A 26,718-nucleotide genomic window follows, 5' to 3' on the forward strand; every position below is an offset into this window, starting at 1 on the left:
TGGAGTGACCGATGTGAGTAATCACTTGCATTGGGTCAAGCCCATGCTAGAGTTCCACCATGAACGCCAAGCCCCGGATCGAGCGCGCCGCCCTGCAGGTCTTCGTCGACCGCGGCGTCGACGCGGCCACCACCAAGCTGATCGCCGCTAAGGCCGGGGTGTCGGAGGGCGCGATCTATCGCCACTGGAAGAGCAAGGACGAACTGGCCCTGGGCCTGTTCATGGCCACCCACCGCCGGCTGTCGGACCTGATCACCGTCAACGCCGACATGGCCAAGGGCGTCCAGGCCAAGGCCGCCGCCGTGGTCCGCGCCTATTGCACAGTGGCCGACGAGGACTGGCTGCTGTTTTCCTTCCACCTGCTGCAGCTGCATCACTTCCTGCCCTACTACCAGGAGGACGGCCGCGATCCGGTGACCATGGTCGAGGGGCTGGTCAAGCGGGCGATGATGGAGGCGCAGCTGCCGCCCGGCGACCCGCGCGTCATCGCCGCCATGGCCATCGGCGTGATCACCCAGACCGCCCAGAACAAGGCCTATGGTCGGCTGGGCGACGACGCCCTCTCGGCCCACGCTCCGCTGATGACCGCGGCCGTCCAGGCCGTGCTTTCCGCCCGCTAACAAGGACCAGACCGACATGCGCAGCGCGCTGTTCAACGCCTATTACTGGGTTCTGTCGATCTTCTACGGCCTGTCGGCCGCCCTCTCCGCCCTGCTCCCGGGCCGCCGGCCGATCGCCTTCGCCCTGCGGCTCTACAGCCAGCGGATGATCTGGGCGCTGCGCGTCTTCGCCGGGGTGAAGATCGAGCTGAAGGGCCAGGAGAACCTGCCGCAGGGCGCCTTCATCATCGCCGCCAAACACCACAGCTGGGGCGACGGCTTCGTGATGTTCGCCAATGTCGACAATCTCAGCTTCGTGACCGGCGACCACCTGGAGAAATTCCCGCTGGTCGGCCAGATCCTGCGCAAGTTCGGGGCCATCGTCGTCGACAGCTGCGGCGGTCCCGAAGCCCGCAAGGCCCTCTCGGCCAGCGCCGCCCAGGTCGCCGCCGAGGGGCGGCGGATCCTGATCTATCCGGAGGGCCACCTAGCCGCGCCGGGCGAGCGGTTCCGCTACCGCACCGGCGTCTACCACATGAGCCGGGACTTCGGCCTGCCGGTGGTGCCGGTGGCGACGAACCTGGGCTGCTTCTGGCGGCAGACGGACAAGAAGAAGACGCCGGGCACGGCGACGATCGAGTTCCTGCCGCCCCTGCCCCAGGGCCTGTCCAAGGCTGAGTTCATGGCCAAGATGGAAGACGTCATCGAGACCCGCACCAACCAGCTGATCGCCCAGGCGCGCGGCGAGCCGGTACGGCCATCGGTGCTGGTGGAGTGGAATGGGCGCAAGAACGTGGCGGCCGGCGCGCCGCAAACCGCCTGAGCTTGCCTGGCATGGTCGCCAACCTCGTCACCCTCGTGCGTATCCTGCTACTGCCGGTGCTGGCGGCGGCGATCCTGGCGGGGCACGGCTGGACGGCCCTGGCGTTGTTTCTCGCGGCGGGGGTCACCGACATTCTCGATGGTCAGCTCGCGCGCCGGCTCGGCCAGACCTCGCCGCTTGGCGCCATGCTGGACCTGCTGGCCGACCGGTTGCTGACCTTGACGAGCCTGGGCGCCCTGATCGCGGCCGGCGCGTTCGCCGGCGCCTGGGTTGTCGCGCCCCTGGTCCTGATCGCCCGCAACTTCGCGGTCGCGGGCCTGCAGCAGGCGCTTCCGGACGGCGACTTCGACCTGGCCGCGGTCGAATATCCGAAGATCGCCCTGAACTTCCTGGGCGTGGCGCTGCTTCTGGCCCCGATCGGCGCCACCAACGCCGGCCTGTGGGCGATCGCGGCCAGCGCCGCGCTGTCGGCGGCCAGCGTGGCGATCTACGTGCGTCGGGCCCTGCCCGCCTTCCGCGACTGACGCGGCCGGCGGCGGTTCAAAGCTCTACCGGACACTCCGCCGGCACGGGCACGAACGTCCCATCCTCACGACGCTGGTCGAAATGCTTGGTCGCGCAGCCTGTCGAGCACAGGATCCCCTGGTCCGACCAATACAGCGGAGCCTGGTCCTCGTGGCGGAAGGCCGGCGCGCCCCAGGCCAGGCCGCATTCCACGCAAGACGGCGTCCGGGTCAGCATCAGTCCAGGGCTTCCGGCGCCGGCTGGATCGTGACGCTCTCGCCGCAGCCGCAGGCGTCGGTTTCATTCGGGTTGTTGAACACGAACTTCGACGACAGCTTGGTGGTCTCGTAGTCGATCGTGGTGCCGATCAGGAACAGCACCGCCTTGGGGTCGATCAGGATGGTGACGCCCTGGTCCTCGACCACCTCGTCGATCGGCCCCTTCTCGGCGGCGTATTCGAAGATGTATTCCGAGCCCGCGCAGCCGCCGTTCTTCACGCCCACCCGCAGGCCGGCATAGGGCTTATCGGCCCGGTCCATGATCTCCTTGACCCGCGCGGCGGCGGCCGGCGTCAGGGTGACGACCTTGGGGCGGGGACGGCGGACGCGGGGGGTGACGGCGGCTTCCATGGCTTTCGAACCGATCAGAACATGTTCAGTTGCAGCTTGGCCTCGTCGCTCATCCGTGAGGGGTCCCACGGCGGCTCGAAGACCAGGTCGACGTGGCACGACTTGATGTCCTTGATCTCCATGACCGCGTCGCGCACCCAGCCCGGCATCTCGCCGGCCACCGGGCAGCCCGGGGCGGTCAGGGTCATGTCGATGGCCACGTCCTTCTCGTCGCTGACGTCGACCTTGTAGATCAGGCCCAGCTCGTAGATGTCGACCGGGATTTCGGGATCGAACACCGTCTTCAGCTTCTCGATCAGCTGGTCGGTCAGGCGGTCGAGCTCGGCCTGCGGCAGGGCCGAGGCGGCTTGCAGTTCGGTGGAGGCGGCGGTGTCGTCGGTCATGAGGCTCAACTGAAGAAACTGCGGGCCTTGGCCAGCGCGTTCACGAACGCGTCGGCCTCGTCCAGGGTGTTATATAGGGCGAAGGAAGCGCGAGCGCTCGCGGTCAGGCCGAAACGGGCCATCAGCGGCTCGGCGCAGTGGGTGCCGGCCCGCACGGCCACGCCGTAGCGGTCGAGCAACTGGGCCACGTCATGCGGGTGGGCGCCCTCGACCACGAAGGTCAGCACCGCGCCCTTGCCGGGGGCCGTGCCGAGGATCCGCACGCCGTTGACGCCGGCCAGCTGGTCGACCACCCGCTGGTAGAGGGCGTGCTCGTGAGCCAGGGCGGCGTCGCGGTCGATGCCGTTCAGCCATTCGATGGCCGCGCCCAGGCCGACGGCCTCGAGGATCGCCGGGGTGCCGGCCTCGAACCGGTGCGGCGGGTCGGCGTAGGTGATCCCTTCCAGGGTGACATGGCCGATCATCTCGCCGCCGCCCTGATAGGGCGGCAAGGCGGCCAGGCGCTCGGCCTTGCCGTACAGCACGCCGATGCCGGTCGGGCCGTACAGCTTGTGGCCGCTGAACACGTAGAAATCGACGTCCAGGGCCTTCACGTCGACCTTGCTGTGGACGATGGCCTGGCAGCCGTCGAGCAGCACCGGGGCCCCGGCCGCATGGGCCAGGCGGACGATCTCGGCGGCGTCATTGATGGTGCCCAGCACGTTGGACATGTGGCTGATGGCCACCATCTTCGTGCGCTCGGACAGCAGGCCCGCATAGGCCTCCATGTCCAGCCGGCCGTCGTCGGTGACCGGCACGAACTTCAGCACCACGCCGTAGCGCTCGCGCAGGAAGTGCCAGGGCACGATGTTGGCGTGGTGCTCCATCACCGACAGCACGATCTCGTCGCCGGCCTTCAGGCTGCGCCCGAAGGTGTCGGCCACCAGGTTGACGCCCTCGGTGGCGCTCTTGGTCCAGATGACTTCCGACGGCTCGGCGTTGATGAACTTCGCGACAGTTTCCCGCGCGTTTTCATAGGCCTGCGTCGTTTCATTGGCCAGGGTGTGCAGGCCGCGATGGACGTTGGCGTAGCTGTTGCGGGCGAGCCCCGTCATGGCTTCCAGAACCGCCTCGGGCTTCTGGGCGCTGGCGGCGCTGTCCAGATAGACCAGCGGCTTGCCGTTGACCTGGCGAGCTAGGATCGGGAACTGGGCGCGGATCAGTTCGACGTCGAAGGCCATGGCTAAACTCCTCCCCTGCGCAGCGGGGGAGGTGGCGCGCTGCGAATACGCAGCGTGACGGAGGGGGCGCAGCGGAGTTCGACGCCGAACGCCCCCTCCGTCGGCTTCGCCGCCACCTTCCCCGTTTCACGGGGGAGGAGAAGGAAGGCGGAGGCGAACTTCATTCCGCCCTCCCCAGCTTGCGGGCCACCCAGGCGGCGGCGATGGCGCGGGCGCCCTCGTGCTCGATGCGCTCGACCACCTCACCCAGGAAAGCCTGGGTCAGCATGGCGCGGGCTTCGATCTCAGGGATGCCGCGCTGACGGGCGTAGAAGATCTGCTCGTCGTCGAGGGCCCCGATGGTGTTGCCGTGGGCGCAGGCCACATCGTCGGCGAAGATCAGCAGCTCGGGCTTGGCGTCGACCTCGGCCTTGTCCGACAGGATCAGGGCGTGGTGGCCCATGCGGGCGTCGGTCTGGTCGGCGCCGGGCTGGACGACGATCCGGCCCTGGAACACGCCGCGCGCCTGGTCGTCGACGACGCCCTTGGTCAGCTGGCTGGTGATCCCGTCGACGCCGCCGTGGGTGACGACCGTGGTCTGGTCGGCGTGGCGCTGGTCGGCCAGCACATAGACGCCGTCCAGCCGGACATTGGCATGGGCGCCAGGATGGTTGACCCGGGTCTCGATCCGCTGTCGGCGGGCGCCGGCGGTCAGGACGGTCTGATTGAAGGTCGCTCCGGGGGCGAGATTCACAATCGCCGTCGTTACCGCAAAGGCCTCGGCCGCGTCGTCGGCCACCACGATGCGTTCGAGCTTGGCGCCGTCTTCGAGGAAGATCTCGATCAGGGTGTTGGCGAGGTAGCGATCGCCCCTGCCCTCGTGGCTTTCAAACAAAACCGCCGACACGCCGGCCTCGACCACGACGCCGAAGCGCGCATGGTGGGACGTGGCGTCCGTGGCCGACACGAAGCGGACACTGGCCGTGTCGTCGCCCGTGAACTTGATAATCGAAGCGCGTGGCTCGATGGCCCGATCGGCCGCCAGCGCCGCCATGGGCAGATCGGCTGGATCGTAAGGATTGTCGGGCTCGTCGTGCTCGAAGAACTCGACGGTCTCGGTATCTTCGCCCGGCCACCAGTTGTGGCGGCCGTTGGCGATCACGAGTTCCGTTTCGGTCAGCCCCTTGAAGGGGCCACCAGGCTGGATCGTGTCGAAGAACACCGGCGAGATCGGCGGCAAGGTCCGCACCAGGCCGCGCAGGTCGGTCCAGCGCCAGTCCTCGTCGCGGCGCGACGGCAGCTGGGTCAGGTCGCCGGTCTTCAGGGCGGTGGCGAGGGTCATCGCGAGATCCTCCCCCCGTGGGGGAGGTGTCGGCGCGCAGCGACGACGGAGTGGGGAGTTTGCCGAGTCAGCAGGTTCCCCCCTCCGATCGCTTCGCGATCGCCTCCCCCACAGGGGGAGGGTCTGAAGTGCGCGACCCCGCTCATGCCGCGGCGCTCACATACTTGTCGTAGCCCTCGGCCTCCAGCTGCAGCGCCAGCTCCGGGCCGCCCGAGGCGACGATGCGGCCGGCGGCCAGCACGTGGACGCGGTCGGGTTTGATGTAGTCCAGCAGGCGCTGGTAGTGGGTGATGACCAGCATGCCGCGGTCGGGGGCGCGCAGGGCGTTGACGCCTTCGGAGACGATCTTCAGGGCGTCGATGTCCAGGCCCGAATCCGTCTCGTCGAGGATCAGGAACTTGGGCGAAAGCATCGCCATCTGAAGGATTTCCATCCGCTTCTTCTCGCCGCCCGAGAAGCCGACGTTCAGGCCGCGCTTGAGCATGTCGAAGTCGATCTTCAACGCCGCGGCCTTTTCCTTGGCCAGCTTCAGGAAGGCCGGGGCGGCGATCTCGTCCTCGCCGCGCGCCCGACGCTGGGCGTTGAGGGCCGTGCGGACGAAGGTCAGGGCCGGCACGCCGGGAATTTCCAGCGGATACTGGAACGACAGGAACACGCCCTTGGCGGCCCGCTCGTTGGGCTCCAGGGCGAGCAGGTCCTCGCCGTTCAGCGTGGCCGAGCCTTCGGTCACCTCGTAGCCGCCCCGGCCGGTCAGCACGTAGGATAGCGTCGACTTGCCCGCCCCGTTCGGCCCCATGATGGCGTGGACCTCGCCGGCCGGCACGTCGAGCGTGACGCCCTTGAGGATCGGCTTGTCGCCGACGGTGGCGTGGAGGTTCTGGATGTTAAGCATTGAAAGCCGTGATCTTTTCGAGCGTCTGGATAGCGAACGTGGTCGGCTTGCCGGTCAGGGTCGGCGCTTCCCATTCGTGTTCGGGGCTGTAGGCGGCGAGCTTGAGCAGCGTGGTCAGCAGCTCCCGCTCGGCGACGGCGTCGGCGTTGCCCCCCGACAGCAACTTGGCGCTGCGGTCGACCAACTCCCTGTCGTCGCCATAGGGGCTTATCCAAGCACCGTGCGCGGCATGGAAGGCCAGCTGGCGCGCGTACTTATATTCCTTGTCGTTCAGGCCGAAGCGGACAGGCGTCATCCCACCGAGCCTTCCAGCGAGATCGCCACCAGCTTCTGGGCCTCCACCGCGAATTCCATCGGCAGTTGCTGCAGCACGTCCTTGACGAAGCCGTTGACCAGCAGGGCTACGGCCTCTTCCTGCGACAGGCCGCGCTGCTGGCAGTAGAATAGCTGGTCGTCCGACAGGCGGGTCGTCGTGGCCTCGTGTTCGAACACCGAATGGCCGTTGCGGGCCTCGATATAGGGCACGGTGTGGGCCGCGCAGGTCTTGCCGATCAGCAGGCTGTCGCACTGGGTGAAGTTGCGCGCGCCCTTGGCTTTCGGGTGGGCGCTGACCAGGCCGCGATAGGTGCTGGTCGACTTGCCGGCGCTGATGCCCTTGGCGACGATCCGCGAGCGGGTGTTGGCGCCCAGATGGATCATCTTGGTGCCGGTGTCGGCCTGCTGGTGGCCGTTGGTCACGGCGATCGAGTAGAACTCGCCCGAGCTGCCCTCGCCGCGCAGCACGCACGACGGATATTTCCAGGTGATGGCCGAACCGGTCTCGACCTGGGTCCACGACACCTTGGAACGGTCGCCGCGGCAGTCGGCGCGCTTGGTGACGAAGTTGTAGATGCCGCCCTTGCCGGTCTCCGGATCGCCCGGGTACCAGTTCTGGACGGTGGAATACTTGATCTCGGCGTCGTCCAGCAGCACCAGCTCGACCACGGCGGCGTGCAGCTGGTTCTCGTCGCGCATCGGGGCGGTGCAGCCCTCGAGGTAGGAGCAATAGGCGCCCTTGTCGGCGATGATCAGGGTGCGCTCGAACTGGCCGCTGTCCTTGGCGTTGATCCGGAAATAGGTCGACAGCTCCATCGGGCAGCGCACGCCCGGCGGGATGTAGACGAACGAACCGTCGCTGAAGACCGCGCTGTTGAGGCAGGCGAAATAGTTGTCCGAGGTCGGCACGACCGAGCCGAGGTACTGCTTGACCAGTTCCGGGTGCTCGCGGATCGCCTCGCTCATCGAACAGAAGATCACCCCGACCGCCGCCAGCTCCTTCTTGAAGGTGGTGACCACGCTGACGCTGTCGAACACCGCGTCCACGGCGTAGCGCGGCGCGCCCACGACGCCGGCCAGCACTTCCTGTTCCTTCAGCGGAATGCCCAGCTTGGCGTAGACGGCCAGGATATCGGGATCCACCTCGTCGAGGCTGGCGATCCCGGCCTTCTCCTTGGGCGCGGCGTAATAGTAGGTGTCCTGGTAGTCGATCGGCGGGTGGCTGACCTTGGCCCAGGTCGGCTCTTCCAGCTCCAGCCAGCGGCGATAGGCCTCCAGCCGCCAGTCCAGCATCCACTGGGGCTCGTCCTTCTTGGCCGAGATGAAGCGCACGATGTCTTCGGAGAGCCCTTTGGGGGCGAACTCCTGGTCGATGTCGCTGGTGAAGCCGTGCTCGTACTTCTCGAGCGCCGCGACGGTATCAATGGTCTGTTTGACCGCGGCCATTACGCCACCTCCCGGCGACGAGCGCCGATACGCGAATAGGCGGCGAGCCAGGCGTCGCCGCAGGAAATCCAGTCTTGCTCGGTCGAGGCCCAGCCGCCGCTGACGCGCAGGGCGAACGGGGCCAGGTCGGCCCGGCCCATGGCGTCCACCACGCGGCTGGCCTTGACCTTGCCCGACGAGCAGGCGCTGCCGGCGCTGACCATCACCCCGGCCAGGTCCAGGCTCATCACCTGGATCTGCGAGGCGAAGCCCTCGGCCGCCAAACACAGGGTTTGCGGAAGGCGAGCAGCGCCCTCCCCGAGCACGACCGCGCCAGCGGCCTTGACCCGTTCGGCCAAGGCGTCGCGCCATTTGCCCTGATTGGTCATCGCGGGCAAGTCGCCAGCCGCCGCTTGCGCCGCCGCGCCGAAGCCGGCGATCCCGGCCACGTTCTCGGTGCCGGCCCGGCGGCCGCGCTCCTGGCCGCCGCCGTGCTGCTGGCGGACGATCGTGGCGCGCGTGCCCGCCACCAGGGCGCCGACGCCCTGCGGCCCGCCCAGCTTGTGGGCCGACAGCGCCATCGTGTCGGCGCCCAGGGCGGAAAAGTCGATGGCGACCTTGCCGGCCGCCTGGACGGCGTCGACATGCAGCCAGCCGTCGGCGGCGCGAACCAGGGCGGCGGCCTGGGCCACCGGCTGGATCACGCCGGTCTCGTTGTTGGCCAGCATCAGGCAGACCAGGGCCCGGCCCTCGTCGCTGAGCGCTTCTTCCAGCCAGTCCAGCCGCGCGACGCCGTCGGCGTCCAGCGGCATTTTCAGGACCTGCAGGCCCGAGGCGGCGGCGGTCTCGAGCACGGCGTCGTGCTCGCCCTCGCTGACGATGATGCGGTTGAAGCCGGCGAAGGCGGCGCTGCCGATGGCCAGGGCGTTGGCCTCGGTGCCGCCGCTGACGAAGGTGACCGAGCCGGCCACGACCCCGACCAGGGCCGCCACCTGGGCGCGGGCGGTCTCGATGATGTCGCGGGCGGCCCGGCCGCTGGCGTGCACCGACGAGGGATTGCCGGCGGCCTCGAAGGCGCGCAGCACCGCGTCCCGCGCCTCGGGACGGATCGGCGCGGTGGCGTTGTAGTCGAGATAGATCGAGGGCTTGGTCACGCCGCGGCCATCTCCCCTGCCTTGTTCGCCCGGGTCCTGTCCTTCAGCTTGCCGTCCAGCACGTCGGCCACCGACACGCTGGCCAGGTAGCCGTGGATCTGGCGGCCCATCTCTTCCCACAGGTCGTGGGTCAGGCACTGGGCGCCGCCGGCCATGCAGCCCTTGGGCGCGCCCTTGCCGACGCCGGCCTTGGCCCCTCCTACCTTGGAAAGACCGCAGCGGGTCGCCCGCAGGGGCTCATCCACGGCCAGGACGATGTCGGCGATGGCGGTGTCGCGGGCCTCGCGGGCCAGGCGATAGCCGCCGCCGGGACCCCGGGCGCTGACCACCAGGCCCTTGCGGCGCAGCCGGGCGAACAGTTGTTCGAGATAGGAAAGCGAGATCTGCTGGCGGGCGGCGATCTCGGCCAGGGCCACGGCGCGGCCCTCCGCCTCGTCCTGGCGGCGGGCCAGATCGGTCATGGCCATCACCGCGTAGCGTCCCTTGGTGCTCAGGCGCATGCGCCTTATCTCCTTGCGGATTCCCCGCGCATCGGCTTAGGCGTGTGCTACAAGCCGCGACTTCGCGCCGAGGCGCTTGCGAAAGACCAAGGCGCGCGGTGCGGATTTAGGAAGACCAAGCGCAGTGGTCAAGTATTCCTTCGCCTATTCCGGCGCGAGGAGACGGGCCCGTCGCCCCTTTTTGGATAGGGATCTTGAATGCCTGACGTGATTTTGACCGGAGCTTCGGGCCGCATCGAGGGCCGCTATTCGCCGGGCAAGACCGACAATGCGCCGATCGCGCTGATCCTGCATCCGCACCCCAAGGCGGGCGGGCACATGAACCACCCAGTCTCGGTGCAGCTGTATCACCTGTTCATGAAGCGCGGTTTCGCGACCCTGCGCTTCAACTTCCGCGGCGTCGGCCGCAGCCAGGGCGAGTTCGACGCCGGCATCGGCGAGCTGGCCGATGCGGCCACGGCGCTGGACTGGCTGCAGTCCAACAACCCCGCCGCCGCCCAGACCTGGGTCGCGGGCTTCGACTTCGGGGCCTATATCGGCATGCAGCTGCTGATGCGCCGTCCCGAGACCGACGGCTTCATCTCGGTGTCGCCGCCGACCAACATGTACGATTTCAGCTTCCTGGCCCCCTGCCCGGCCTCGGGCCTGTTCCTGGCCGGCTCGGCCGACACCATCACCCCGCCGGTCGAGGTGGAGCGTGTGGTCAGCAAGCTGCGCACCCAGAAGGGCATCGTCATCGACTACGAGGTGGTCGACAAGGCCACCCACTTCTGGGTCGAGCACCTGCCCAGCGTCGAACGCAGCGTCGGCGACTATCTCGACAAGCGCCTCGAGATGAACCCCATTCCGTAGGCCCTAACCGCCGTGAACCGCAGGTTACCGGTACCACCGGGCTTGCGGTTCGAGACAACTCACCGTCATTCTGCGCGGAACAGCGTTCCGGGAGAGCGACGGTGAGCCAGACCATAAGGCCGTTCCTGATGTTTCAGGCGCGGGACGCCGAAGCGGCGATGACCTTCTACGTCTCGCTGTTCCCCGACGGCGAAATCCTCGATGTCGAGCGCTACGGCCCCGCGGGCCCGGGGCCCGAAGGCACGGTGATCCGCGCCCGCTTTCGGATCGGCGGCCAGGAGGTCTTCTGCTCCGACAGCTTCGTCAAGCACGCCTTCGATTTCACGCCCGCCTCGTCCCTGTTCGTCGATTGCGGATCAGAGGACGAGATCGCGCGCCTGGCCGCCGCCCTCGCCGATGGCGGGGCCGAGCTGATGCCGCTGGGCGACTACGGCTTCAGCCGACGCTTCGCCTGGGTCAACGACCGGTTCGGCGTGTCCTGGCAGCTCAACCTGGCCTGACACGGCCCGCCTTCACCCCTATATATTCACCGTCTGAGGAATTTCTGGATGGCGGGCATGCACTACGACATCGTGATCGTCGGCGGCGGAGCCGGCGGCCTGGAGCTGGCGGCGCGCCTGGGACGCAAGCTGGGCCCCAAGGCCGGCAAGGAACGCGTGCTGCTGATCGACCGCTCCAGCTTCCACATCTGGAAACCGACCCTGCACGAGGTGGCGGCCGGCACGCTGGACACCCACCAGGAGGGCCTGTCCTATTCGATCCTGGGCCGCGCCAACCATTTCAGCTTCCTGCTGGGCGACCTGGACAGCTTCGATCCCGTCGCCAAGCGCCTGAGCCTCAAGCCCATCGTCTCCAAGGACCTGGGCGGCGAAGGCGGCCGGGTGCTGGTCCCCGAGCGCGGCGTCACCTTCAGCTGGGGCGTGCTGGCGATCGGCAGCGGCAGCAACCTGTTCGGCACGCCCGGCGCCGACCAGGCCCACCTGCTGGAGCGCACCGAGGACGCCGAGGCCTTCCACACCCGCCTGCTGGCCGCCTTCATGAAGGCCTCGTTCGCGGCCGAGAAGAGCATGAGCGTGGCTATCGTCGGCGGCGGGGCCACCGGCGTGGAGCTGTCGGCCGAACTGATCGAGGCCCATCGCGAACTGCTGGGCAGCCTGGGCGCCGAGCAGCGCTTCCGCCTGGACATCGCCATCGTCGAGGCCGCCCCGCGCATCCTGGGCGGCCTGCCCGAGAAGATCTCCGACCAGGCCACGGTCGCCCTGGAGCGCAAGGGCGTGCGGGTCCACACCGGGGCCAAGGTGTCAGCCGTCCACGCCGACCGGCTGGAGACCAGCCAGGGCGACATCCCGGCCGACCTGATCGTCTGGGCCGCAGGGGTCAAGGCCGCGCCGACCAACGCCGACTACGGGCTGGAGATCAACCGGACCAACCAGTTCGTGGTCAACGAGCGGCTGGAGACCTCGGCTCCGGACGTCTGGGCCCTGGGCGACTGCGCGGCCGCGCCCTGGGTCGGCACGGCGGGCAAGGAGGGGCGGATCATCCCCGCCCGCGCCCAGGCCGCCCACCAGCAGGCCAGCTACCTGGCCAAGGCCCTGATCGCCCGGATGGGCCAGCGCCGCGTGGAGGCGCCGTTCGTCTATCGCGACTTCGGCTCGCTGCTGTCGCTGGGCGAGAACAAGGGCGTCGGCGCCCTGATGGGCGGGCTTGGCGGGCCGAACTTCTTCGTCGAGGGCCTGATCGCCAAGTGGGCCTACATCTCGCTGCACCTGGACCACCACCGGGCGATCATGGGCACGCCCAAGACGATCGTCCTGGCCCTGGCCCGCCTGCTGCAGCAGCGGGTGGCGGGACGGCTGAAGCTGCATTGAGCGGAGGACAGCCGGGGACGCGCACTCGAGGCGGTGCGTTGGCCGGCTTGCAGGGCGCTGGCCGTGAGTGCGTGTCCCCAACGGACCCGCTGAGTTTGGTGTCGAAGTCGCATGGCGCCGTGGGTGGCGTTGGGGACATGCACTCACCCTGAGGCGGTGGATCGATCCGCGAGGCCTTGCCGTGAGTGCACGTCCCCGGCTTATGCTCGGCGTTCAGCCAGCAAAGCCCCACGATTCCAACGTCCTGAACTTTCTCGACCCGATTTGATCCCCACCCTTCCAGACCGCCCGTATGCTGTACCCACCTCGTCGCGGGGAAAGGGCGCATGGCCAGCGACCGATGCGGCGGCGGGGGGCGATCGAGCGGGAAGCTCCGTCGGCGGTCCCTTGGGACCAAACCTCGCGTCTCCAGGGCCGGCCGGGCATGGAACACTAAAACGGCGTGGCGCGAGGGCTGGCGGCGCAACAGGCGGGCGGTGACGCGCTCGCGGTCCGGGACTAGGGTTCGTTGACCTGGCCCGCCCGTCGGAGGCTTCAAGGCGGCGAGGCTCCAACAGGGCTCAGCGCCGCGGGCTTCCGGATAACGATGGCGCGGAGCGATCGGGCTTCGTCGAAAACGGTTACTACTCAAACACTCCGGACGATGTCCGGCGCTCCGCGTCCCTTTCCATCAGCTCAGCGGCTAGCCGCGTGAGGCGGCGAAGCCGCGCCAGTCAGATCCTCCCCCTGTGGGGGAGGTGTCGGCGCAGCCGACGGTGGGGGGAGTGATCAGCCGATGACCACAGCCCGGATCGCCAACCCTAAAACTCCCCCCACCGATCGCTACGCGATCGCCTCCCCCACAGGGGGAGGATTTGGATTTACGATCCTCCCGCCCGTCATCGGCGCGGCCACCCCCGTCGTTCCGGGGAAGCTGATCGGCAGACCCCGCGCCGTGCGGGCGGCCAGGAAGGCGAAGGCCTCGGCTTCGATGGCGTCGCCGCGCCAGCCGACCGCCTCGGCGGTGCGGACCGGCACGGGGGCGCGGTCGGCCAGGGCCTTCATGATCTGCGGATTGTGGCGGCCGCCGCCGCAGACGATCAGGGCCTGCGGACGCTGGCCGTGCTCGAAGGCCTTGACGACGGCCTCGGCGGTGAAGGCCACCAGGGTGGCGGCGGCGTCCTCGGAGGACAGGTGATCCACCAGGTCAAGCGGAAAATCGTAGCGGTCCAGCGACTTGGGGGCCGGTCCGGAGAAATAGTCGCTGGCCAGGAAGGTCTTCAGCACGGCCTCGTCGACGGCCCCGGCCGCCGCCAGCCGGCCGTTCTCGTCGAACCGTCCCAGCCCCCTGGCCTGCAGCATCAGGTCGATCATGCCGTTGCCCGGGCCGGTGTCGAAGGCCAGCAGGTCGCCGTCCGGGCCGATCAGGGTGATGTTGGCCACGCCGCCGATGTTCAGGGCCGCCACCGGCGCGGCCAGGCCCGAGGCCTGGGCCCGGGCGGCGTGATAGACCGGGGCCAGCGGCGCCCCCTGCCCGCCCGCCGCCACGTCGGCGGTGCGGAAATCGAACGCCACCGGCCGCCCGCAGGCCCTGGCCAGCCGCTCGGCGTCGAGCAGTTGCACGGTGCGGCCGATCCGCCCCGGATGGGGCCGCTCATGGAGCACCGTCTGGCCATGGACGCCCAGCAGGTCGAACTCGGGCCAGGCCAGGCCATGCTCGGCCAGGAAGCTCTCGGCGGCGTGGAAGTGCTCGTCGGCCACCGCCTGGGCGGCTTCTTCGAAGATGTCCGGCGCCGGCTTGTCGCGCGGCCAGCCGCGGGCCACCTCGGTGGCGACCAGCAGCAGGTCGCGGGTTTCCTCGCGCAGCTTGCGCTCACCCGCCGGCCCGAAGGCCTGGATGGTTTCGCCGTCGGTCTCGAGCACCGCCATGTCGACCGCGTCGAGCGAGGTGCCGGTCATGAATCCCAGGATACGCATGGTCCGGTTGACTGCCACGGCCCGGCCCGGCTAGCTAGGCCCCATGATCGATCACCGCCGCCCGACCCGCGCCTATTACCGCCCGCTGTCCTAGCGGGAGGCCGACCGATCACGTCGATGCGCCCGCCTCCTCCGGCGACGCGTCAGGCCAGCGAACGTCTCCGGATCCCTTCCCAGGAGACTTCCACGATGAAACCCTCGCCACAGACCGCCTCCCCCGTGCTAGACGCGCGGTCACCCGAACGCCCGGCGCCGGAATCCCGGGCGCCCGAACTAGAGAGTCGAACCATGTCCGCCCCCGCGTCCTTCAAGTCGGAATTCCTCCAGACCCTGCAGGCCCGCGGCTATATCCACCAGATCACCCATCCGGACGAGCTGGACGCGGCCGCCGCCGGCGGGATCGTCACGGCCTATGTCGGCTTCGACGCCACCGCCTCGTCGCTGCATGTCGGCAATCTGATCTCGATCATGATGCTGCGCCGCCTGCAGCAGACCGGCCACAAGCCGATCGTGCTGATGGGCGGCGGCACCACCAAGGTCGGCGACCCGTCGGGCAAGGACGAGAGCCGCAAGATGCTCAGCGAGGACGGCATCAAGGCCAATATCGCCAGCATCAAACGCGCCTTCGAGAAGTTCCTGACCTTCGGCGACGGTCCCACCGACGCGGTGATGGTCGACAACGACGAGTGGCTGAGCAAGCTGGGCTACATCGAGTTCCTGCGCGAATACGGCACGCACTTCACCGTCAACCGGATGCTGGCCTTCGACTCGGTCAAGCTGCGCCTGGACCGCGAACAGCCGCTGACCTTCCTCGAATTCAACTACATGCTGATGCAGGCCACCGACTTCCTGGAGCTGAACCGCAAGCGCGGCTGCGTGCTGCAGATGGGCGGTTCGGACCAGTGGGGCAACATCCTCAACGGCGTCGAACTGATCCGCCGCGTCGACCAGAAACCGGCCTTCGGCCTGACCACGCCGCTGCTGACCACGGCCTCGGGCGCGAAGATGGGCAAGACCGCCGCCGGGGCGGTCTGGCTGAACGCCGACGCCCTGAGCCCCTACGACTACTGGCAGTTCTGGCGCAACACCGAGGACGCCGACGTCGGCCGGTTCCTGAAGCTGTTCACCGACCTGCCGCTGGATCGCGTCGCCGAACTGGAAGCCCTGCCGGGCGCCCAGATCAACGAGGCCAAGAAGGTGCTGGCCGACGAGGCCACGCGGATGGCGCATGGCGAGGACGAGGCCCGCAAGGCCCGTGACGCCGCCGAGAAGGCTTTCGAGCAAGGTGCGCTTTCGGCCGACCTGCCGACGTTTGAGGTCGCCGCCGCGGACCTGAAGACCGGGATCGTCCTGGCCAACCTGTTCGCCGACGCCGGCCTGGCCGCCTCGCGCGGCGAGGCCCGGCGCCTGGCCCAGGGCGGCGGGGTCAAGGTCAACGACAAGGCCGAGCCCGACGCCAACCGCGTGGTCACCGAGGCCGACCTCGTCGACGGCGTCGTCAAGCTGGCGGCGGGCAAGAAGAAGATCGTGCTTGTGAAACCCATCTAACCGTTGTCATCCCGGAAGCCCCGCAGGGGCTGTCCGGGTCCCAGAGGACTGGGCCAAGGCGGTGCGGCTGTCCTGGATCCCGGACAGCGCTACGCGCTTCCGGGATGACAACTGAGAATTTGACGTGGAGAGACAGATGCTTGAAGCCGGCGACAAGGCCCCTGATTTCGACCTGGCCACCGACACCGGCCGGATCAGCCTTTCCAGCCTGAAGGGCAAGGCCGTCGTGCTCTACTTCTACCCCAAGGACGACACCGCCGGCTGCACCTCGGAAGCTCTTCAGTTCTCGTCCGAGGTCGAGGAATTCGCCAAGCTGGGCGCGGTGATCGTCGGGGTGTCCAAGGACAGCGTCGCCTCGCACGCCAAGTTCCGCAAGAAGCACGACCTGACCGTCGAACTGGCGGCCGACCCCACCGGCGAGACCGTCGAGGCCTATGGCGCTTGGGTCGAGAAGAGCATGTACGGCCGCAAGTACATGGGCATCGACCGCTCGACCTTCCTGATCGACCGCGAGGGCGTGATCCGCAACGTCTGGCGCAAGGTCAAGGTGCCCAACCACATCAAGGCCGTGCTGACGGCGGCGCGAACCCTGAAGGAAGGGGCGGGCAAATAACGGTGTGGCTTTCCCGCCTCGGGCGTGCGGTCATCGCAACAATGCCGCGCGCCGACGATGGAATTCGGGCACGGAACCTTCTACCGATTGAATCGCCAAGGCAAAAAGTCGCGCCGCGTTCACGCTCGGCGCGAAGCATCTTGCGCGTTTCCGCTTTCTCGTTGCATATCGCCGGAACCTTGAAAACGGGGGTTTCCTAGGGCGATGGCGATCACGCGCTTCAAGCGAATCCGACAGTCCCTGGAAGACCTCTTCCCCGAGCGGCACCTCTATGTGCGCTCCGGCGGCGAGATGCGCGGCTACGTTTTCTCCACCGGCAAGCAGCTGATGTGCGCCGCCGGCGTCGCCGCGGCGGCCCTGTGGATGGGCGTCTGCACCGCCTCGATGATGGTCAACGTCCTGTCGGTCAGCTCGACCGACCAGGTGGTCATCAAGCAGAAGGCCTATTACGAGCGCCTCAACGCCGATCGCCAGGCCCGCCTGAACAGCGCCATGGTGCAGCTATCGGCCAGCAGCGGCTCGCTGGACGAACTGGCCAACTCGGTCGAGAAACGCCACGCCGCCCTGGCCCTGCTGGTCAGCGACTTCCGCGGCGTGCCGGGCGCGGCCCAAGCCCTGCAGGTCGCCAAGCCGCGCCTGCCCGGGGCCTCGCCGGTCGAGCGCATCCAGGCCACGCGCATGGACCAGGAGCGGCTGATCGACGCCGCCGAGACCTTCGCCAAGAGCCGGGCCGAGCGCCTGCGCCTGGCGATGCGGATGGCCGGCCTCGACGCCGGCGACTTCGTCAGCCGCGACGGCGGCTCGCTGGGCGGCCCGCTGATCGAGGCCAAGGACCCGCGCGCCCTGGCCGCCGTGCTCGACGTCGACGAGGACTTCGCCGGCCGCATCCAGCACGCGGCCACCGACATGTCGGACATGCGCCAGCTGAGCGCCGCCTCGCAACAGCTGCCCTTCTACCGGCCGACCAACAATCCGGCGCTGAGCAGCAGCTACGGCGTCCGCTTCGATCCCTTCACCCATCGCCCGGCCTTCCATTCGGGCCTGGACTTTCCTGGCGCGTTCTACACGCCGATCATGGCGACCGCGCCGGGCGTGATCTCGTTCGTCGGCGTGCGCTCGGGCTATGGCAACGTGGTCGAGATCGACCATGGCAACGGTTTCAAGACCCGCTACGCCCACCTGCAGGCCTCTTCGGTCCGGGTCGGTCAGCGCGTGGCCATCGGCCAGCGCATTGCGGCCATGGGCTCGACAGGCCGTTCCACCGGTCCGCATCTGCACTACGAAGTATGGGTCAACGGTCGGGCTCAGAACCCGAACCGCTTCTTGAAGGCTGGTGAGTATGTTCAGCAAGCAAGCTAAGGCGTCCAAGGGCTCGGTTCATATCGAACCGCTGCCCATGTCCATGGCCCCCGCCACGGCCGAAGCCGGCCGCAAGGCCCAGCCGAAGGTGGCGTCCCTGGTCTCCCCCGACATCACCATCGAAGGGGGCATCACGGGCGACGGCGAACTGCAGATCGACGGCGTGGTGCGCGGCGACGTGCGGGTGGGCCGGCTGACGATCGGGGAAACCGGCCACGTCGAAGGCTCGATCTACGCCGAGGCGGTCGAGGTCCGCGGTCGCGTCGTCGGCGCGATCACCGCCAAGCAGGTCCGGCTTTACGGCACCGCCTATATCGACGGCGACATCACCCACGAGCAGCTGGCGATGGAAACCGGGGCCTTCTTCCAGGGGCGCAGCCTGAAGTTCCAGCGTCCAGCCGCCCCACAGGCCCAACCGGCTCCCCCGGCGATGCTGGAATCCAAGCCCGCCGGCTAGAAACAACAACGCCCCCGGATCGCTCCGGGGCGTTTTGCATTGGGGCCGACGGCCAGGCTAGGCCTGGGCGTCCCGGGTCGCCCCTACCCGCTGGGCCAGCGAAGCGCCCATGAACTGGTCGAGATCGCCGTCCAGGACGCCCTGGGTGTCGGACGTCTCGACATTGGTCCGCAGGTCCTTGACCATCTGGTAGGGCTGCAGGACGTAACTGCGGATCTGGTGGCCCCAGCCGATATCGGTCTTCTGGTCCTCAAGCGCCTGCTGGGCGGCTTCCCGCTTCTGCAGTTCGGCCTCGTAGAGCCGGGCGCGCAGCATCTTCCAGGCTTCCTCGCGGTTCTGGTGCTGCGAACGGCCGGCCTGGCAGGCCACCGCGATGCCGGTCGGAATGTGCGTCAAGCGCACGGCCGAGTCGGTCTTGTTGATGTGCTGCCCGCCGGCCCCGGAGGCCCGATAGGTGTCGGTGCGCACGTCCGACGGGTTGATCTCGATCTCGATCGTGTCGTCGACCACCGGATAGACCCAGGCGGAAGCGAAGCTGGTGTGGCGCTTGGCGGCGGCGTCGTAGGGGCTGATCCGCACCAGGCGATGGACCCCGGCCTCGGTCTTCAGCCAGCCATAGGCGTTCGTCCCCTTGACCAGCAGGGTCGCCGACTTGATGCCGACCTGGTCGCCCGAGGTCTCTTCGACCAGTTCGACGCTCATGCCATGGGCGTTGGCCCAGCGGCTGTACATGCGCAGCAGCATGCCGGCCCAGTCGCAGGACTCGGTGCCGCCGGCCCCGGAGTTGATTTCGACATAGCAGTCGTTGCCGTCGGCCTCGCCGGACAGCAGGGCCTCCAGTTCGGCGCGGCCGGCGCGTTCCTTGAGGTCCTTGAGCTGGGCGCGGGCGTCCTCCAGCAGGGCCTCGTCGCCCTCCATGTCGGCCAGTTCGGCGTATTCCAGCGCGTCCTTCACGCCTCGTTCCAGCACCTGCACGGCCTCGACGCGGGCGGCCAAAGCGGCACGTTCGCGGGAGACGGCCTGGGCTTCCGCCGGGCGGTCCCAAAGGGTCGGGTCTTCGACCCGGGCGTTCAGCTCATCGAGCTTTCTAAGGGCGACATCCCAGTCAAAGACGCCTCCTGAGCAGCCCAACGGACTGCTCGATGTCAGCCGCGGAGGCCTCGACATCCGGTCTCATCACGTTGCTCCGTGACAGTGTTGAAGGGCGCGGGACATAGCCCGCGCCCGGAGTCGGCGCAATGACCCCGGACGAATTGGGCGACGATTAATAGAGCCCGCTGATGTCCGGCGCCTGGGGCGGCGGCTTGGCGGGTCCCTGGGTCGGAGCCGGTCCGATCTGGCCGTCCGGCCAGACCTGGCCGTAGGGCTGCGGTCCGCTGCTCTCGGTCGGCACGAAGACCTTCGGCTCCGTGCCGGGGCGGAAAGCCTCGCGAATGCCGCGCACCATGGCGAACTTGGCGTTGGCGGGCGCCTTGAACTCGGTCTTAGGCTGGCCCTTCAGCGCCTCGCGCATGAAGTCCATGAAGATCGGCACCGGGCCGGTCGCGCCCGTCTCGCCCTCGCCCAGCGAGCGGTTGTCGTCGAAGCCGATGAAGACGCCGACCACCAGGCTGGGCGAATAGCCCATGAACCAGGCGCTGCGGTATTCGTTCGTGGTGCCCGTCTTGCCGGCCAGCGGATAGCCTAGCGAGCTGGCCTGGGCCGCGGTGCCGCGCTGGACCACGCCCTGAAGCATCGAGGTGATCTGGTAGGCGGTAATCGGATCCATGACCTGTTCGCCCAGCGCCGGGATGCGCGGACTCTCGTCGCCGTTGAAGCCGGCGTTGCAGCGGACGCAGTCGCGCTTGTCGGCGCGGAAGATCACCTTGCCCTCGCGGTCCTGCACCAGTTCGATCAGGTGCGGCTCGACCCGGCGGCCGCCGTTGACGAACGGGGTGTAGGCCGTGGTCAGCTTGAACGGCGTGGTCTCGCCCGCGCCCAGGGCCATGGCCAGCACCGGCGCCATGTCACGGGTCACGCCGGTCTTCTTGGCGGTTTCGACGATCTTCTTCATGCCGACGCTCTGGGCCAGGCGCACGGTCATGGCGTTGATCGACTGCTCCAGACCCTTGCGCAGCGGCAGGGCTCCGTAGAACTTCTTATGATAGTTCTCCGGGCTCCAGTCCTGACCGTTGGCCCCCTTCAGGGTGATGGCGCTGTCGACCACCACGCTGGCCGGCGTGTAGCCGTTCTCCAGGGCCGTGGCGTAGACGAAGGGCTTGAAGGCCGAACCCGGCTGGCGCATCGCCTGGGTCGCGCGATTGAAGTTCGACAGCGAGAAGCTGTAGCCGCCGACCAGGGCGACGACACGGCCCGTATAAGGCTCCATGGCCACCAGGGCGCCGTTGACGATGGGAACCTGGCGCAGGCGATAGGCCGCCGCGCCGTCCGGCTTTTCGACGAACACCAGGTCGCCGACCTTGAGACCCTTGGTGGCGTTGGCCCAGGCCATGTCCTCGCCGGCGATGGTCCCCTCGCCTTCGCCCTTGGCCAGGCGGACGCCGCCCGAGGTCGAGGTGACGATGGCCGGCCGCCAGCCGCGGCGCTCGGAGGCCGGGGCCTTCTTCAGCGCCTGCTTTTCCCAGTCGGCGTCCAGGGTTTCCACATGACCCCAGGCGCCGCGCCAGCCATGGCGACGGTCGTACTTTTCCAGGCCTTCCATCAGCGCCACCCGGGCCGCGGTCTGCAGTCTGGGGTCCAGGGTGGTGCGCATGTAGTAGCCACCCTCGTTGAGGCGCGGACCGAGGGTGGCGACGCCGCGCTGGCGCACCTCCTCGACGAAATAGTCGGCGTCACGATAGGCGGCGCGCTTGGGGGCCGGCTGGACGATGAGGTCCTCGGCCATCGCCTTCTTGGCGTCGGCCTGACTGACCCAGCCCAGGTCGGCCATCTGGCCCAGGATCCAGTCGCGGCGGGCCTTGGCTTTCGCCTTGTTGCGGATCGGATGATAGTTGTCCGGCCCCTTGGGCAGCGCCGCCAGGAAGGCGCTTTCGGCCAGGGTCAGCTCGGGCAGCGACTTGCCGAAATAGTTGTAGGCGGCCGCGCCGACGCCGTACGAGCGATAGCCCAGCCAGATCTCGTTCAGGTACAGCTCGAGGATCTGCTGCTTGTCGAGCGACTGTTCGAGGCGGTGCGCCAGGATCGCTTCCTTGAACTTGCGCCCGACGGTCGCGTCGCTGGTCAGCAGCACGTTCTTGGCGACCTGCTGGGTGATCGTCGAGCCGCCCTCGAGGCGACGACCGCGCGCGGCGTTACCGACATTATTGAGCATGGCGCGCGAGAAACCGCCGACATCGACCCCGCCATGCTTGAAGAAGTTGTGGTCCTCGGCCGCCAGGAAGGCCTGGGCCAGCTGGGTCGGGATCTGATCGTAGGGCACGAAGATCCGGCGCTCTTTGGAATATTCGCCGATCAGGGTGCCGTCCCATGCATAGACGCGCGTGGCGGTCGGCGGGCGATAGTCCTGCAGTTCGCCGGCGTCGGGCATGTCGTGGAACAGCCAGGCGGCGTAGATGGCGATGGCGAAGCCGGCCACGGCGATCGCGGACAGCACCGTGACACCGGCGATGGCGATCCATCGTTGTCTGGGCTTTAAGTCCACGCCGCCTCCGTCGGGCGACGCACTTTCGCCCGCTCCGTTCGAATCCTCTAGAGCGCGATCGGCAAAAACGTAAGCGGTTTTGCGGTCACGGGGAGCGGCCGCGTCCGAAGCGCCCTCCTCCCGATGGCTCTAGCGCGCATCGGGCGAGGCGCCAACGGCCCGTCGAAAACCCCGCCCTACCGCGCGGCGAGACGCGTCTCGGCTGCGAAATAGGATTCGATCGACCCGGCGACGGCGTCCATCAGCCGGCCTCGGCCGGCGGAAGACTTCAAGAGCTGCTCGTCGTCGACATTGGTGATGAAGCCCATCTCCAGCAGCACGGCCGGCACGTCGGGGGCCAGCAGCACGATGAAGCCAGCGTCGCGGTGGCTGCGGCGCAGCAGGGTCGTCTCCTCGCCCACCGACTGCAGCAGGGTTTCGGCGAAGGCGGCCGAGCGATTCTTGGTGGCGCGCTGCGACAGGTCCAGCAGGATCTGGCTGACGGCCCGATCACGACCCGGCAGATTGGCCTTCATCAGCCAGTCGTCCTTCTCCAGCACCCGCGCCACGCGCTCGGTGCCCTTTTCCGACAGGGTGTAGACGCTGGCGCCGCGGGTCGTGGCGTCGGGCCCCGAATCAGCGTGCAGCGAGATGAACAGGTCGGCGTCGGCCCGACGGGCGATCTGGACCCGCGCTTCCAGCGGCACGAAGGTGTCGGACTGGCGGGTCATGACCACGGTGTAGCGGCCGGACTTCTCCAGCCTGGCCTTCAGGGCCTTGGCGGCGGCCAGGGTGACGTCCTTCTCGGCGGTCTTGGCGCCCGACGAGCCGGGATCCTTGCCGCCGTGACCCGCGTCGATGACGATCACCTTCTTCAGGCGCAGCGCCGGGGCTTTCAGGGGCGCTGAGACCATCATCGGCTTCAGGTCTGGTGTCCGGACCGCGCCAGGCGCGTCCGTCGACTTCAGGTCGATGACATAGCGATAGGCCGAAGCGCCGTCGCCCGGCGGCAGCAGGAAGCGCCGGCGGACCTCGGCGTTGGCCTTGAGGTCCAGGCGCAGGCGGGCGCCGCCGGCGGCTTCGTCGATCGCCCAGCGCTCGACCAGACCCTGGCCCGCGCCCTGCAGATCGCCGGCCGTCGAGACGTTGGGCAACGCGATCACGATCCGGCGATCGGCGGCGCCGTCGGCTAGCAGCTTGCCGGTGGCGGCGCGATCGAGGTCGATGACGATGCGGGTTTCGTTACGGTCGCCGCCGAAGCGGACCTTCTGGACGCCGGCAGCGGGTGCGGGCCCTTGAGCCATGGCCACGGCGACGCCAGCCAGGGCCAGGCCGCCGACGATCATCGCCGCCCGCGCCCATCCCGTCCTAGTCGCCGAGATCAATATCCTGCTCATGCCGTCCATCGCCCCCGAAGGCGCTTAACCTAAACCGAAACTGATATCCGCATTTCCGGGTAGAGAAAGCGTTAACCCAAGCCGCGACACGGCGGCGCATAGGCCCTCAGTCGAGCGCTTTTCTTTTGCGATACGATGTTGCTACACTATGGTCCGCGCGCTGAGCGCCGTGATCGTCATGGCGGAAAGCGTGAGCGGCTCCTATCTCACGGACGGGCTTGCATTCCTTGGATGCAATTCGTCCATGGCCGGAACCGCCGGACTGAAACGAGTTTGGGCTCGATTACCAGCGTGAGGCGCGAAGCCTTCGCCTGGATCGACCCGCGGGGTTCGCGTCGAATCCTTAAGCCGCTCCGGCGTCGACGCTCCATCCGATCCGCGCCCTCCGGCGCGTTTAAGGAACACAGAAACCTTATGGGCTGCGCCGCACCCGACCGCCTCTGGCGACCGACCTTCCGCAACCGCTTCGGCGGGGCGACGGGCGGTGACGTGCGCGCCTTTCAATCATATCGGCGCCCGAACCTCGCGTTCGCCGCGCGCCGTGGAGATACCCTTTATGTCGAAGAAGATGTTGATCGACGCCGCCCACGCCGAAGAGACGCGTGTGGTGGTCGTGGACGGTACGCGGGTTGAAGAATTCGATTTCGAGAGCCAGACCCGAAAGCAACTCCGAGGAAATATCTATCTCGCCAAGGTGACCCGCGTTGAGCCCAGCCTGCAGGCTGCGTTCATCGAATATGGCGGCAATCGCCACGGCTTCCTGGCCTTCAACGAAATCCACCCGGACTATTACCAGATTCCGGTCGCCGACCGCGAAGCGCTGATGCGCGACGACTCGCACGACGACGAGGACGATCACCATCACGCCCGCGAGGACGATGACGGCGACGCGGTCGACGACGAGGAAGACGCCGTCGAAGAAGAACTGGCGCGCCGCAAGCGCCGCCTGATGCGCAAGTACAAGATCCAGGAAGTGATCCGCCGCCGGCAGATCATGCTGGTCCAGGTCGTCAAGGAAGAGCGCGGCAACAAGGGCGCGGCCCTGACCACCTATCTGTCGCTGGCCGGCCGCTACGGCGTCCTGATGCCCAACACAGCCCGCGGCGGCGGGATCAGCCGCAAGATCACCACGGTCACCGACCGCAAGCGTCTCAAGAGCGTCGTGCAGGGCCTGGACGTGCCGCAGGGCATGGGCCTGATCGTCCGCACCGCCGGCGCCAAGCGGACCAAGGCTGAGATCAAGCGCGACTACGAATACCTGCTGCGGCTGTGGGAAAACATCCGCGACAACACCCTGCACTCGATCGCGCCGGCGCTGATCTACGAGGAGGAAGACCTCGTCAAACGCGCCATCCGCGACATGTACGACAAGGACCTGGAAGGCATCTGGGTCGAGGGCGAGGCCGGCTACAAGGAAGCGCGCGACTTCATGCGCATGCTGATGCCCAGCCAGGCCAAGAAGGTCTTCCCGTACCGCGAGCCGGCCCCGCTGTTCGTCAAGCACAAGATCGAGGACCATCTGGCCCAGATCTATTCGCCAGTCGTGCCGCTGCGGTCCGGCGGCTATCTGGTGATCAACCAGACCGAGGCCCTGGTCGCCATCGACGTCAACTCGGGCAAGGCGACGCGCGAGCGCAACATCGAGGCCACCGCGCTGAAGACCAACCTGGAGGCCGCTGAAGAGGCCGCCCGCCAGCTGCGCCTGCGCGACCTGGCCGGCCTGATCGTCATCGACTTCATCGACATGGATGAAGGCAAGAACAACCGCGCCGTCGAGAAGGTCCTCAAGGACTCGCTCAAGGACGATCGCGCCCGCATCCAGATGGGCAAGATCAGCGGCTTTGGCCTGATGGAAATCAGCCGCCAGCGCCGCCGCACCGGCGTGCTGGAAGGCACCACCCATGTCTGCGAACACTGCGACGGCACCGGCCGCGTCCGCTCGGTCGAATCCAGCGCCCTGGCCGCCCTGCGCGCGGTCGAGGTCGAAGCCCTGAAAGGCGGCGGCGCCGTCACCCTGAAGGTCAGCCGCCCTGTCGGCATCTACATCCTCAACGAAAAGCGCGCCTACCTGCTGCGCCTGCAGCAGACCCACGCCCTGTTCGTCACGGTGCTGGTCGACGACAGCCTGCACCAGGCCGAACATGACATCGACCGCACGGAGCTGGGCGAGCGCCCCGCCCCGCAGATCTTCGCGCCGATCGAGCCCGAGCCCGTCTATGACGACGAGGCCTTCGACGACGAGGAGGACGAAGAAGACGAGGACATCGTCGCCGGCGACGAGGACGAGAGCGAGGACGACGAGGCGCCGCGCGTCGCTCGCCCGGCCCGTGTCGAAACCTCCGAAGACGAAGGCCGACGCGGTCGCAAACGCCGCCGCCGCGGCGGCCGTCGCGACGATCGTGACGAGGCTCCGGCCGAGGCCGCTGGCGAAGACGAGGACGACGACGCCGACGCCGAGGGCGCGGATCGCGTTGAAGGCGACATCGAGGGCGAGGACGAGGAATCGCGTCGCCGCCGTCGTCGTCGGGGACGTCGCGGCGGTCGTCGCGGCGGTCGCGAGGACGGCGATCGTCCGGCCGACGCCTTCACCTGGACCCGTCCGCGGGTGCCGTTCGGCGAGAACGCCTTCGTCTGGCACGATCCCGAAGCCCTGGACGGCCGCCGTCCGACCAACGAGCGCCCGGAGCGCGGCGAGCGTCCGGAACGCGTCGAAGCGCCGGTCGCCGAACGGGCCGAGCGTCCGGAACGCGCCGAGCGCAGCGAGCGGAGCGGCCGTCGTGGGCGCGGACGTGGCGAACGCAGCGAGCGGATCGAGACGTCCGACGCACCGCGCGCCGAATACAGCCCCGCCCCGCGTGTCGACGTCGCCGAGCTGGAGGTCGCGCCCCTGGCCCCGGCCGTGATCGAAGGCCCGCCGGCCGATGTCTGGGTCGAACTGCCGGCTCAGGACGAGGCCCCCAAGAAGGCGCGTCGTCCTCGTAGCCGGGGTCGCAAGACCGCCGACGCCGAGACTCCAGCCGAAGCCGCCATTGAGGCGCCCGTCGTCGAAGCGCCTTCTGTTGAAGCGCCCTCGGTCGAAACGGTCGAGGAAACGCCCTTGGTCGCGGCGGAAGTCGAGATCGCCGCTCCTGTCGTCGAACCGGAACCTGTCGCGGTCGCCGCGGTGGAAGCGGCTCCGCTCGCCCTGGAGCCCGACCCCGCCGAGATCGTGACCCCGCCGGAGAAGCCCAAGCGCGGCTGGTGGCGTCGGGGCTGACGATCCTGGATGAAGCTCGGCGGGCCCC

At 68.3% G+C, this 26,718-nt stretch carries 26 protein-coding genes; 12 read left to right on the top strand and 14 right to left on the bottom strand.

What is annotated here, in order from left to right:
• Positions 1-59: 59 nt before the first annotated feature.
• Genes J2X41_RS00520 through J2X41_RS00530 form a run of 3 tightly spaced genes read left to right on the top strand, consistent with a single transcriptional unit; the run spans position 60 to position 1,946 of the window.
• Positions 60-620 (top strand): helix-turn-helix domain-containing protein, encoded by a 561-nt coding sequence (locus J2X41_RS00520; protein WP_310078780.1) that lies wholly within the window; start codon positions 60-62, stop codon positions 618-620.
• A gap of 16 nt (positions 621-636) precedes the next feature.
• Positions 637-1,422 carry a lysophospholipid acyltransferase family protein gene (locus tag J2X41_RS00525; protein WP_310078782.1) on the top strand — a complete coding sequence of 262 codons (786 nt, stop codon included), beginning with the start codon at positions 637-639 and terminating at the stop codon, positions 1,420-1,422.
• A gap of 11 nt (positions 1,423-1,433) precedes the next feature.
• Positions 1,434-1,946: a CDP-alcohol phosphatidyltransferase family protein gene (locus J2X41_RS00530; protein ID WP_310078784.1), complete on the top strand. Its 513-nt coding sequence runs from the start codon at positions 1,434-1,436 to the stop codon at positions 1,944-1,946.
• 16 nt (positions 1,947-1,962) lie between these two features.
• Here the strand turns inward: J2X41_RS00530 and J2X41_RS00535 are convergent, their stop codons facing one another.
• The 10 genes from J2X41_RS00535 to J2X41_RS00580 form a co-directional block, all read right to left on the bottom strand.
• Positions 1,963-2,163: a hypothetical protein gene (locus J2X41_RS00535; RefSeq protein WP_310078785.1), complete on the bottom strand. Its 201-nt coding sequence runs from the start codon at positions 2,161-2,163 to the stop codon at positions 1,963-1,965.
• Positions 2,163-2,555, bottom strand: a complete 393-nt coding sequence (locus J2X41_RS00540) for an iron-sulfur cluster assembly accessory protein (protein ID WP_310078786.1) — start codon at positions 2,553-2,555, stop codon at positions 2,163-2,165. The genes J2X41_RS00535 and J2X41_RS00540 overlap by 1 nt, the downstream gene beginning before the upstream one ends.
• A gap of 14 nt (positions 2,556-2,569) precedes the next feature.
• Positions 2,570-2,938: an SUF system Fe-S cluster assembly protein gene (locus J2X41_RS00545; protein WP_310078787.1), complete on the bottom strand. Its 369-nt coding sequence runs from the start codon at positions 2,936-2,938 to the stop codon at positions 2,570-2,572.
• Between the two features lie 5 nt (positions 2,939-2,943).
• Positions 2,944-4,158, bottom strand: coding sequence for a cysteine desulfurase (locus tag J2X41_RS00550; protein ID WP_310078788.1), 1,215 nt, complete (start codon positions 4,156-4,158; stop codon positions 2,944-2,946).
• 160 nt (positions 4,159-4,318) lie between these two features.
• Positions 4,319-5,479 (bottom strand): Fe-S cluster assembly protein SufD, encoded by a 1,161-nt coding sequence (sufD, locus tag J2X41_RS00555; protein ID WP_310078789.1) that lies wholly within the window; start codon positions 5,477-5,479, stop codon positions 4,319-4,321.
• A 142-nt stretch (positions 5,480-5,621) separates the two neighbouring features.
• Positions 5,622-6,371, bottom strand: a complete 750-nt coding sequence (sufC, locus tag J2X41_RS00560; protein ID WP_310078790.1) for a Fe-S cluster assembly ATPase SufC — start codon at positions 6,369-6,371, stop codon at positions 5,622-5,624.
• The gene (locus J2X41_RS00565) at positions 6,364-6,666 is read right to left on the bottom strand and encodes a hypothetical protein (RefSeq protein WP_056750856.1); all 303 of its coding nucleotides are present in this window, start codon (positions 6,664-6,666) and stop codon (positions 6,364-6,366) included. The genes sufC and J2X41_RS00565 overlap by 8 nt, the downstream gene beginning before the upstream one ends.
• The gene (gene sufB / locus J2X41_RS00570; RefSeq protein WP_310078791.1) at positions 6,663-8,132 is read right to left on the bottom strand and encodes a Fe-S cluster assembly protein SufB; all 1,470 of its coding nucleotides are present in this window, start codon (positions 8,130-8,132) and stop codon (positions 6,663-6,665) included. Before sufB ends, J2X41_RS00565 begins: the two co-directional genes overlap by 4 nt.
• Entirely contained in the window at positions 8,132-9,265 is a 1,134-nt protein-coding gene (locus J2X41_RS00575) for a cysteine desulfurase family protein (protein WP_310078792.1), read from the bottom strand. Before J2X41_RS00575 ends, sufB begins: the two co-directional genes overlap by 1 nt.
• The gene (locus J2X41_RS00580; protein ID WP_310078793.1) at positions 9,262-9,765 is read right to left on the bottom strand and encodes an Rrf2 family transcriptional regulator; all 504 of its coding nucleotides are present in this window, start codon (positions 9,763-9,765) and stop codon (positions 9,262-9,264) included. Before J2X41_RS00580 ends, J2X41_RS00575 begins: the two co-directional genes overlap by 4 nt.
• 198 nt (positions 9,766-9,963) lie before the next feature.
• Here J2X41_RS00580 and J2X41_RS00585 point away from each other — a divergent pair, with 198 nt between their 5' ends.
• The 3 genes from J2X41_RS00585 (at position 9,964) to J2X41_RS00595 (ending at position 12,485) form a co-directional block, all read left to right on the top strand.
• Positions 9,964-10,617 carry an alpha/beta hydrolase gene (locus J2X41_RS00585; protein ID WP_310078795.1) on the top strand — a complete coding sequence of 218 codons (654 nt, stop codon included), beginning with the start codon at positions 9,964-9,966 and terminating at the stop codon, positions 10,615-10,617.
• A 101-nt stretch (positions 10,618-10,718) separates the two neighbouring features.
• Positions 10,719-11,117, top strand: a complete 399-nt coding sequence (locus J2X41_RS00590) for a VOC family protein (protein WP_310078797.1) — start codon at positions 10,719-10,721, stop codon at positions 11,115-11,117.
• Between the two features lie 57 nt (positions 11,118-11,174).
• Complete coding sequence (locus J2X41_RS00595) at positions 11,175-12,485, top strand: FAD-dependent oxidoreductase (protein WP_310078799.1); 1,311 nt, start codon at positions 11,175-11,177, stop codon at positions 12,483-12,485.
• Between the two features lie 822 nt (positions 12,486-13,307).
• On the opposite strand, the gene J2X41_RS00600 is transcribed toward J2X41_RS00595, so the two are convergent.
• A complete protein-coding gene (locus J2X41_RS00600; RefSeq protein ID WP_310078800.1) occupies positions 13,308-14,441 on the bottom strand; it encodes an anhydro-N-acetylmuramic acid kinase in 1,134 nt (377 codons plus the stop codon).
• A 288-nt stretch (positions 14,442-14,729) separates the two neighbouring features.
• Between J2X41_RS00600 and tyrS the strand changes: the two genes are divergently transcribed.
• The 4 genes from tyrS (at position 14,730) to J2X41_RS00620 (ending at position 18,418) form a co-directional block, all read left to right on the top strand.
• Positions 14,730-15,989 carry a tyrosine--tRNA ligase gene (gene tyrS, locus J2X41_RS00605; RefSeq protein WP_310078801.1) on the top strand — a complete coding sequence of 420 codons (1,260 nt, stop codon included), beginning with the start codon at positions 14,730-14,732 and terminating at the stop codon, positions 15,987-15,989.
• A gap of 136 nt (positions 15,990-16,125) precedes the next feature.
• On the top strand, positions 16,126-16,602 hold the full coding sequence (locus tag J2X41_RS00610; RefSeq protein ID WP_310078802.1) for a peroxiredoxin: 477 nt from the start codon (positions 16,126-16,128) through the stop codon (positions 16,600-16,602).
• A 204-nt stretch (positions 16,603-16,806) separates the two neighbouring features.
• Positions 16,807-17,961, top strand: a complete 1,155-nt coding sequence (locus J2X41_RS00615; RefSeq protein WP_310078803.1) for a M23 family metallopeptidase — start codon at positions 16,807-16,809, stop codon at positions 17,959-17,961.
• A complete protein-coding gene (locus tag J2X41_RS00620; protein WP_310078804.1) occupies positions 17,942-18,418 on the top strand; it encodes a polymer-forming cytoskeletal protein in 477 nt (158 codons plus the stop codon). The genes J2X41_RS00615 and J2X41_RS00620 overlap by 20 nt, the downstream gene beginning before the upstream one ends.
• Before the next feature lie 57 nt (positions 18,419-18,475).
• On the opposite strand, the gene prfB is transcribed toward J2X41_RS00620, so the two are convergent.
• The 3 genes from prfB to J2X41_RS00635 form a co-directional block, all read right to left on the bottom strand.
• A protein-coding gene (prfB, locus tag J2X41_RS00625) for a peptide chain release factor 2 (RefSeq protein WP_310078805.1) occupies positions 18,476-19,595 on the bottom strand; the annotation gives its coding sequence in 2 pieces (ribosomal slippage) (positions 18,476-19,525 and positions 19,527-19,595; 1,119 coding nt in all).
• Between the two features lie 87 nt (positions 19,596-19,682).
• Positions 19,683-22,058, bottom strand: a complete 2,376-nt coding sequence (locus J2X41_RS00630; protein ID WP_310078806.1) for a penicillin-binding protein 1A — start codon at positions 22,056-22,058, stop codon at positions 19,683-19,685.
• A 176-nt stretch (positions 22,059-22,234) separates the two neighbouring features.
• The gene (locus tag J2X41_RS00635) at positions 22,235-23,434 is read right to left on the bottom strand and encodes an N-acetylmuramoyl-L-alanine amidase (protein ID WP_310078807.1); all 1,200 of its coding nucleotides are present in this window, start codon (positions 23,432-23,434) and stop codon (positions 22,235-22,237) included.
• A 414-nt stretch (positions 23,435-23,848) separates the two neighbouring features.
• Here J2X41_RS00635 and J2X41_RS00640 point away from each other — a divergent pair, with 414 nt between their 5' ends.
• Positions 23,849-24,067: a hypothetical protein gene (locus J2X41_RS00640; RefSeq protein WP_310078808.1), complete on the top strand. Its 219-nt coding sequence runs from the start codon at positions 23,849-23,851 to the stop codon at positions 24,065-24,067.
• Positions 23,991-26,690, top strand: a complete 2,700-nt coding sequence (locus tag J2X41_RS00645; RefSeq protein ID WP_310078809.1) for a ribonuclease E/G — start codon at positions 23,991-23,993, stop codon at positions 26,688-26,690. The genes J2X41_RS00640 and J2X41_RS00645 overlap by 77 nt, the downstream gene beginning before the upstream one ends.
• Positions 26,691-26,718: the final 28 nt, after the last annotated feature.

Origin of the sequence: Caulobacter sp. BE254, assembly GCF_031457295.1 — a bacterium.
In the GTDB taxonomy this organism is placed as follows: Bacteria; Pseudomonadota; Alphaproteobacteria; order Caulobacterales; family Caulobacteraceae; genus Caulobacter.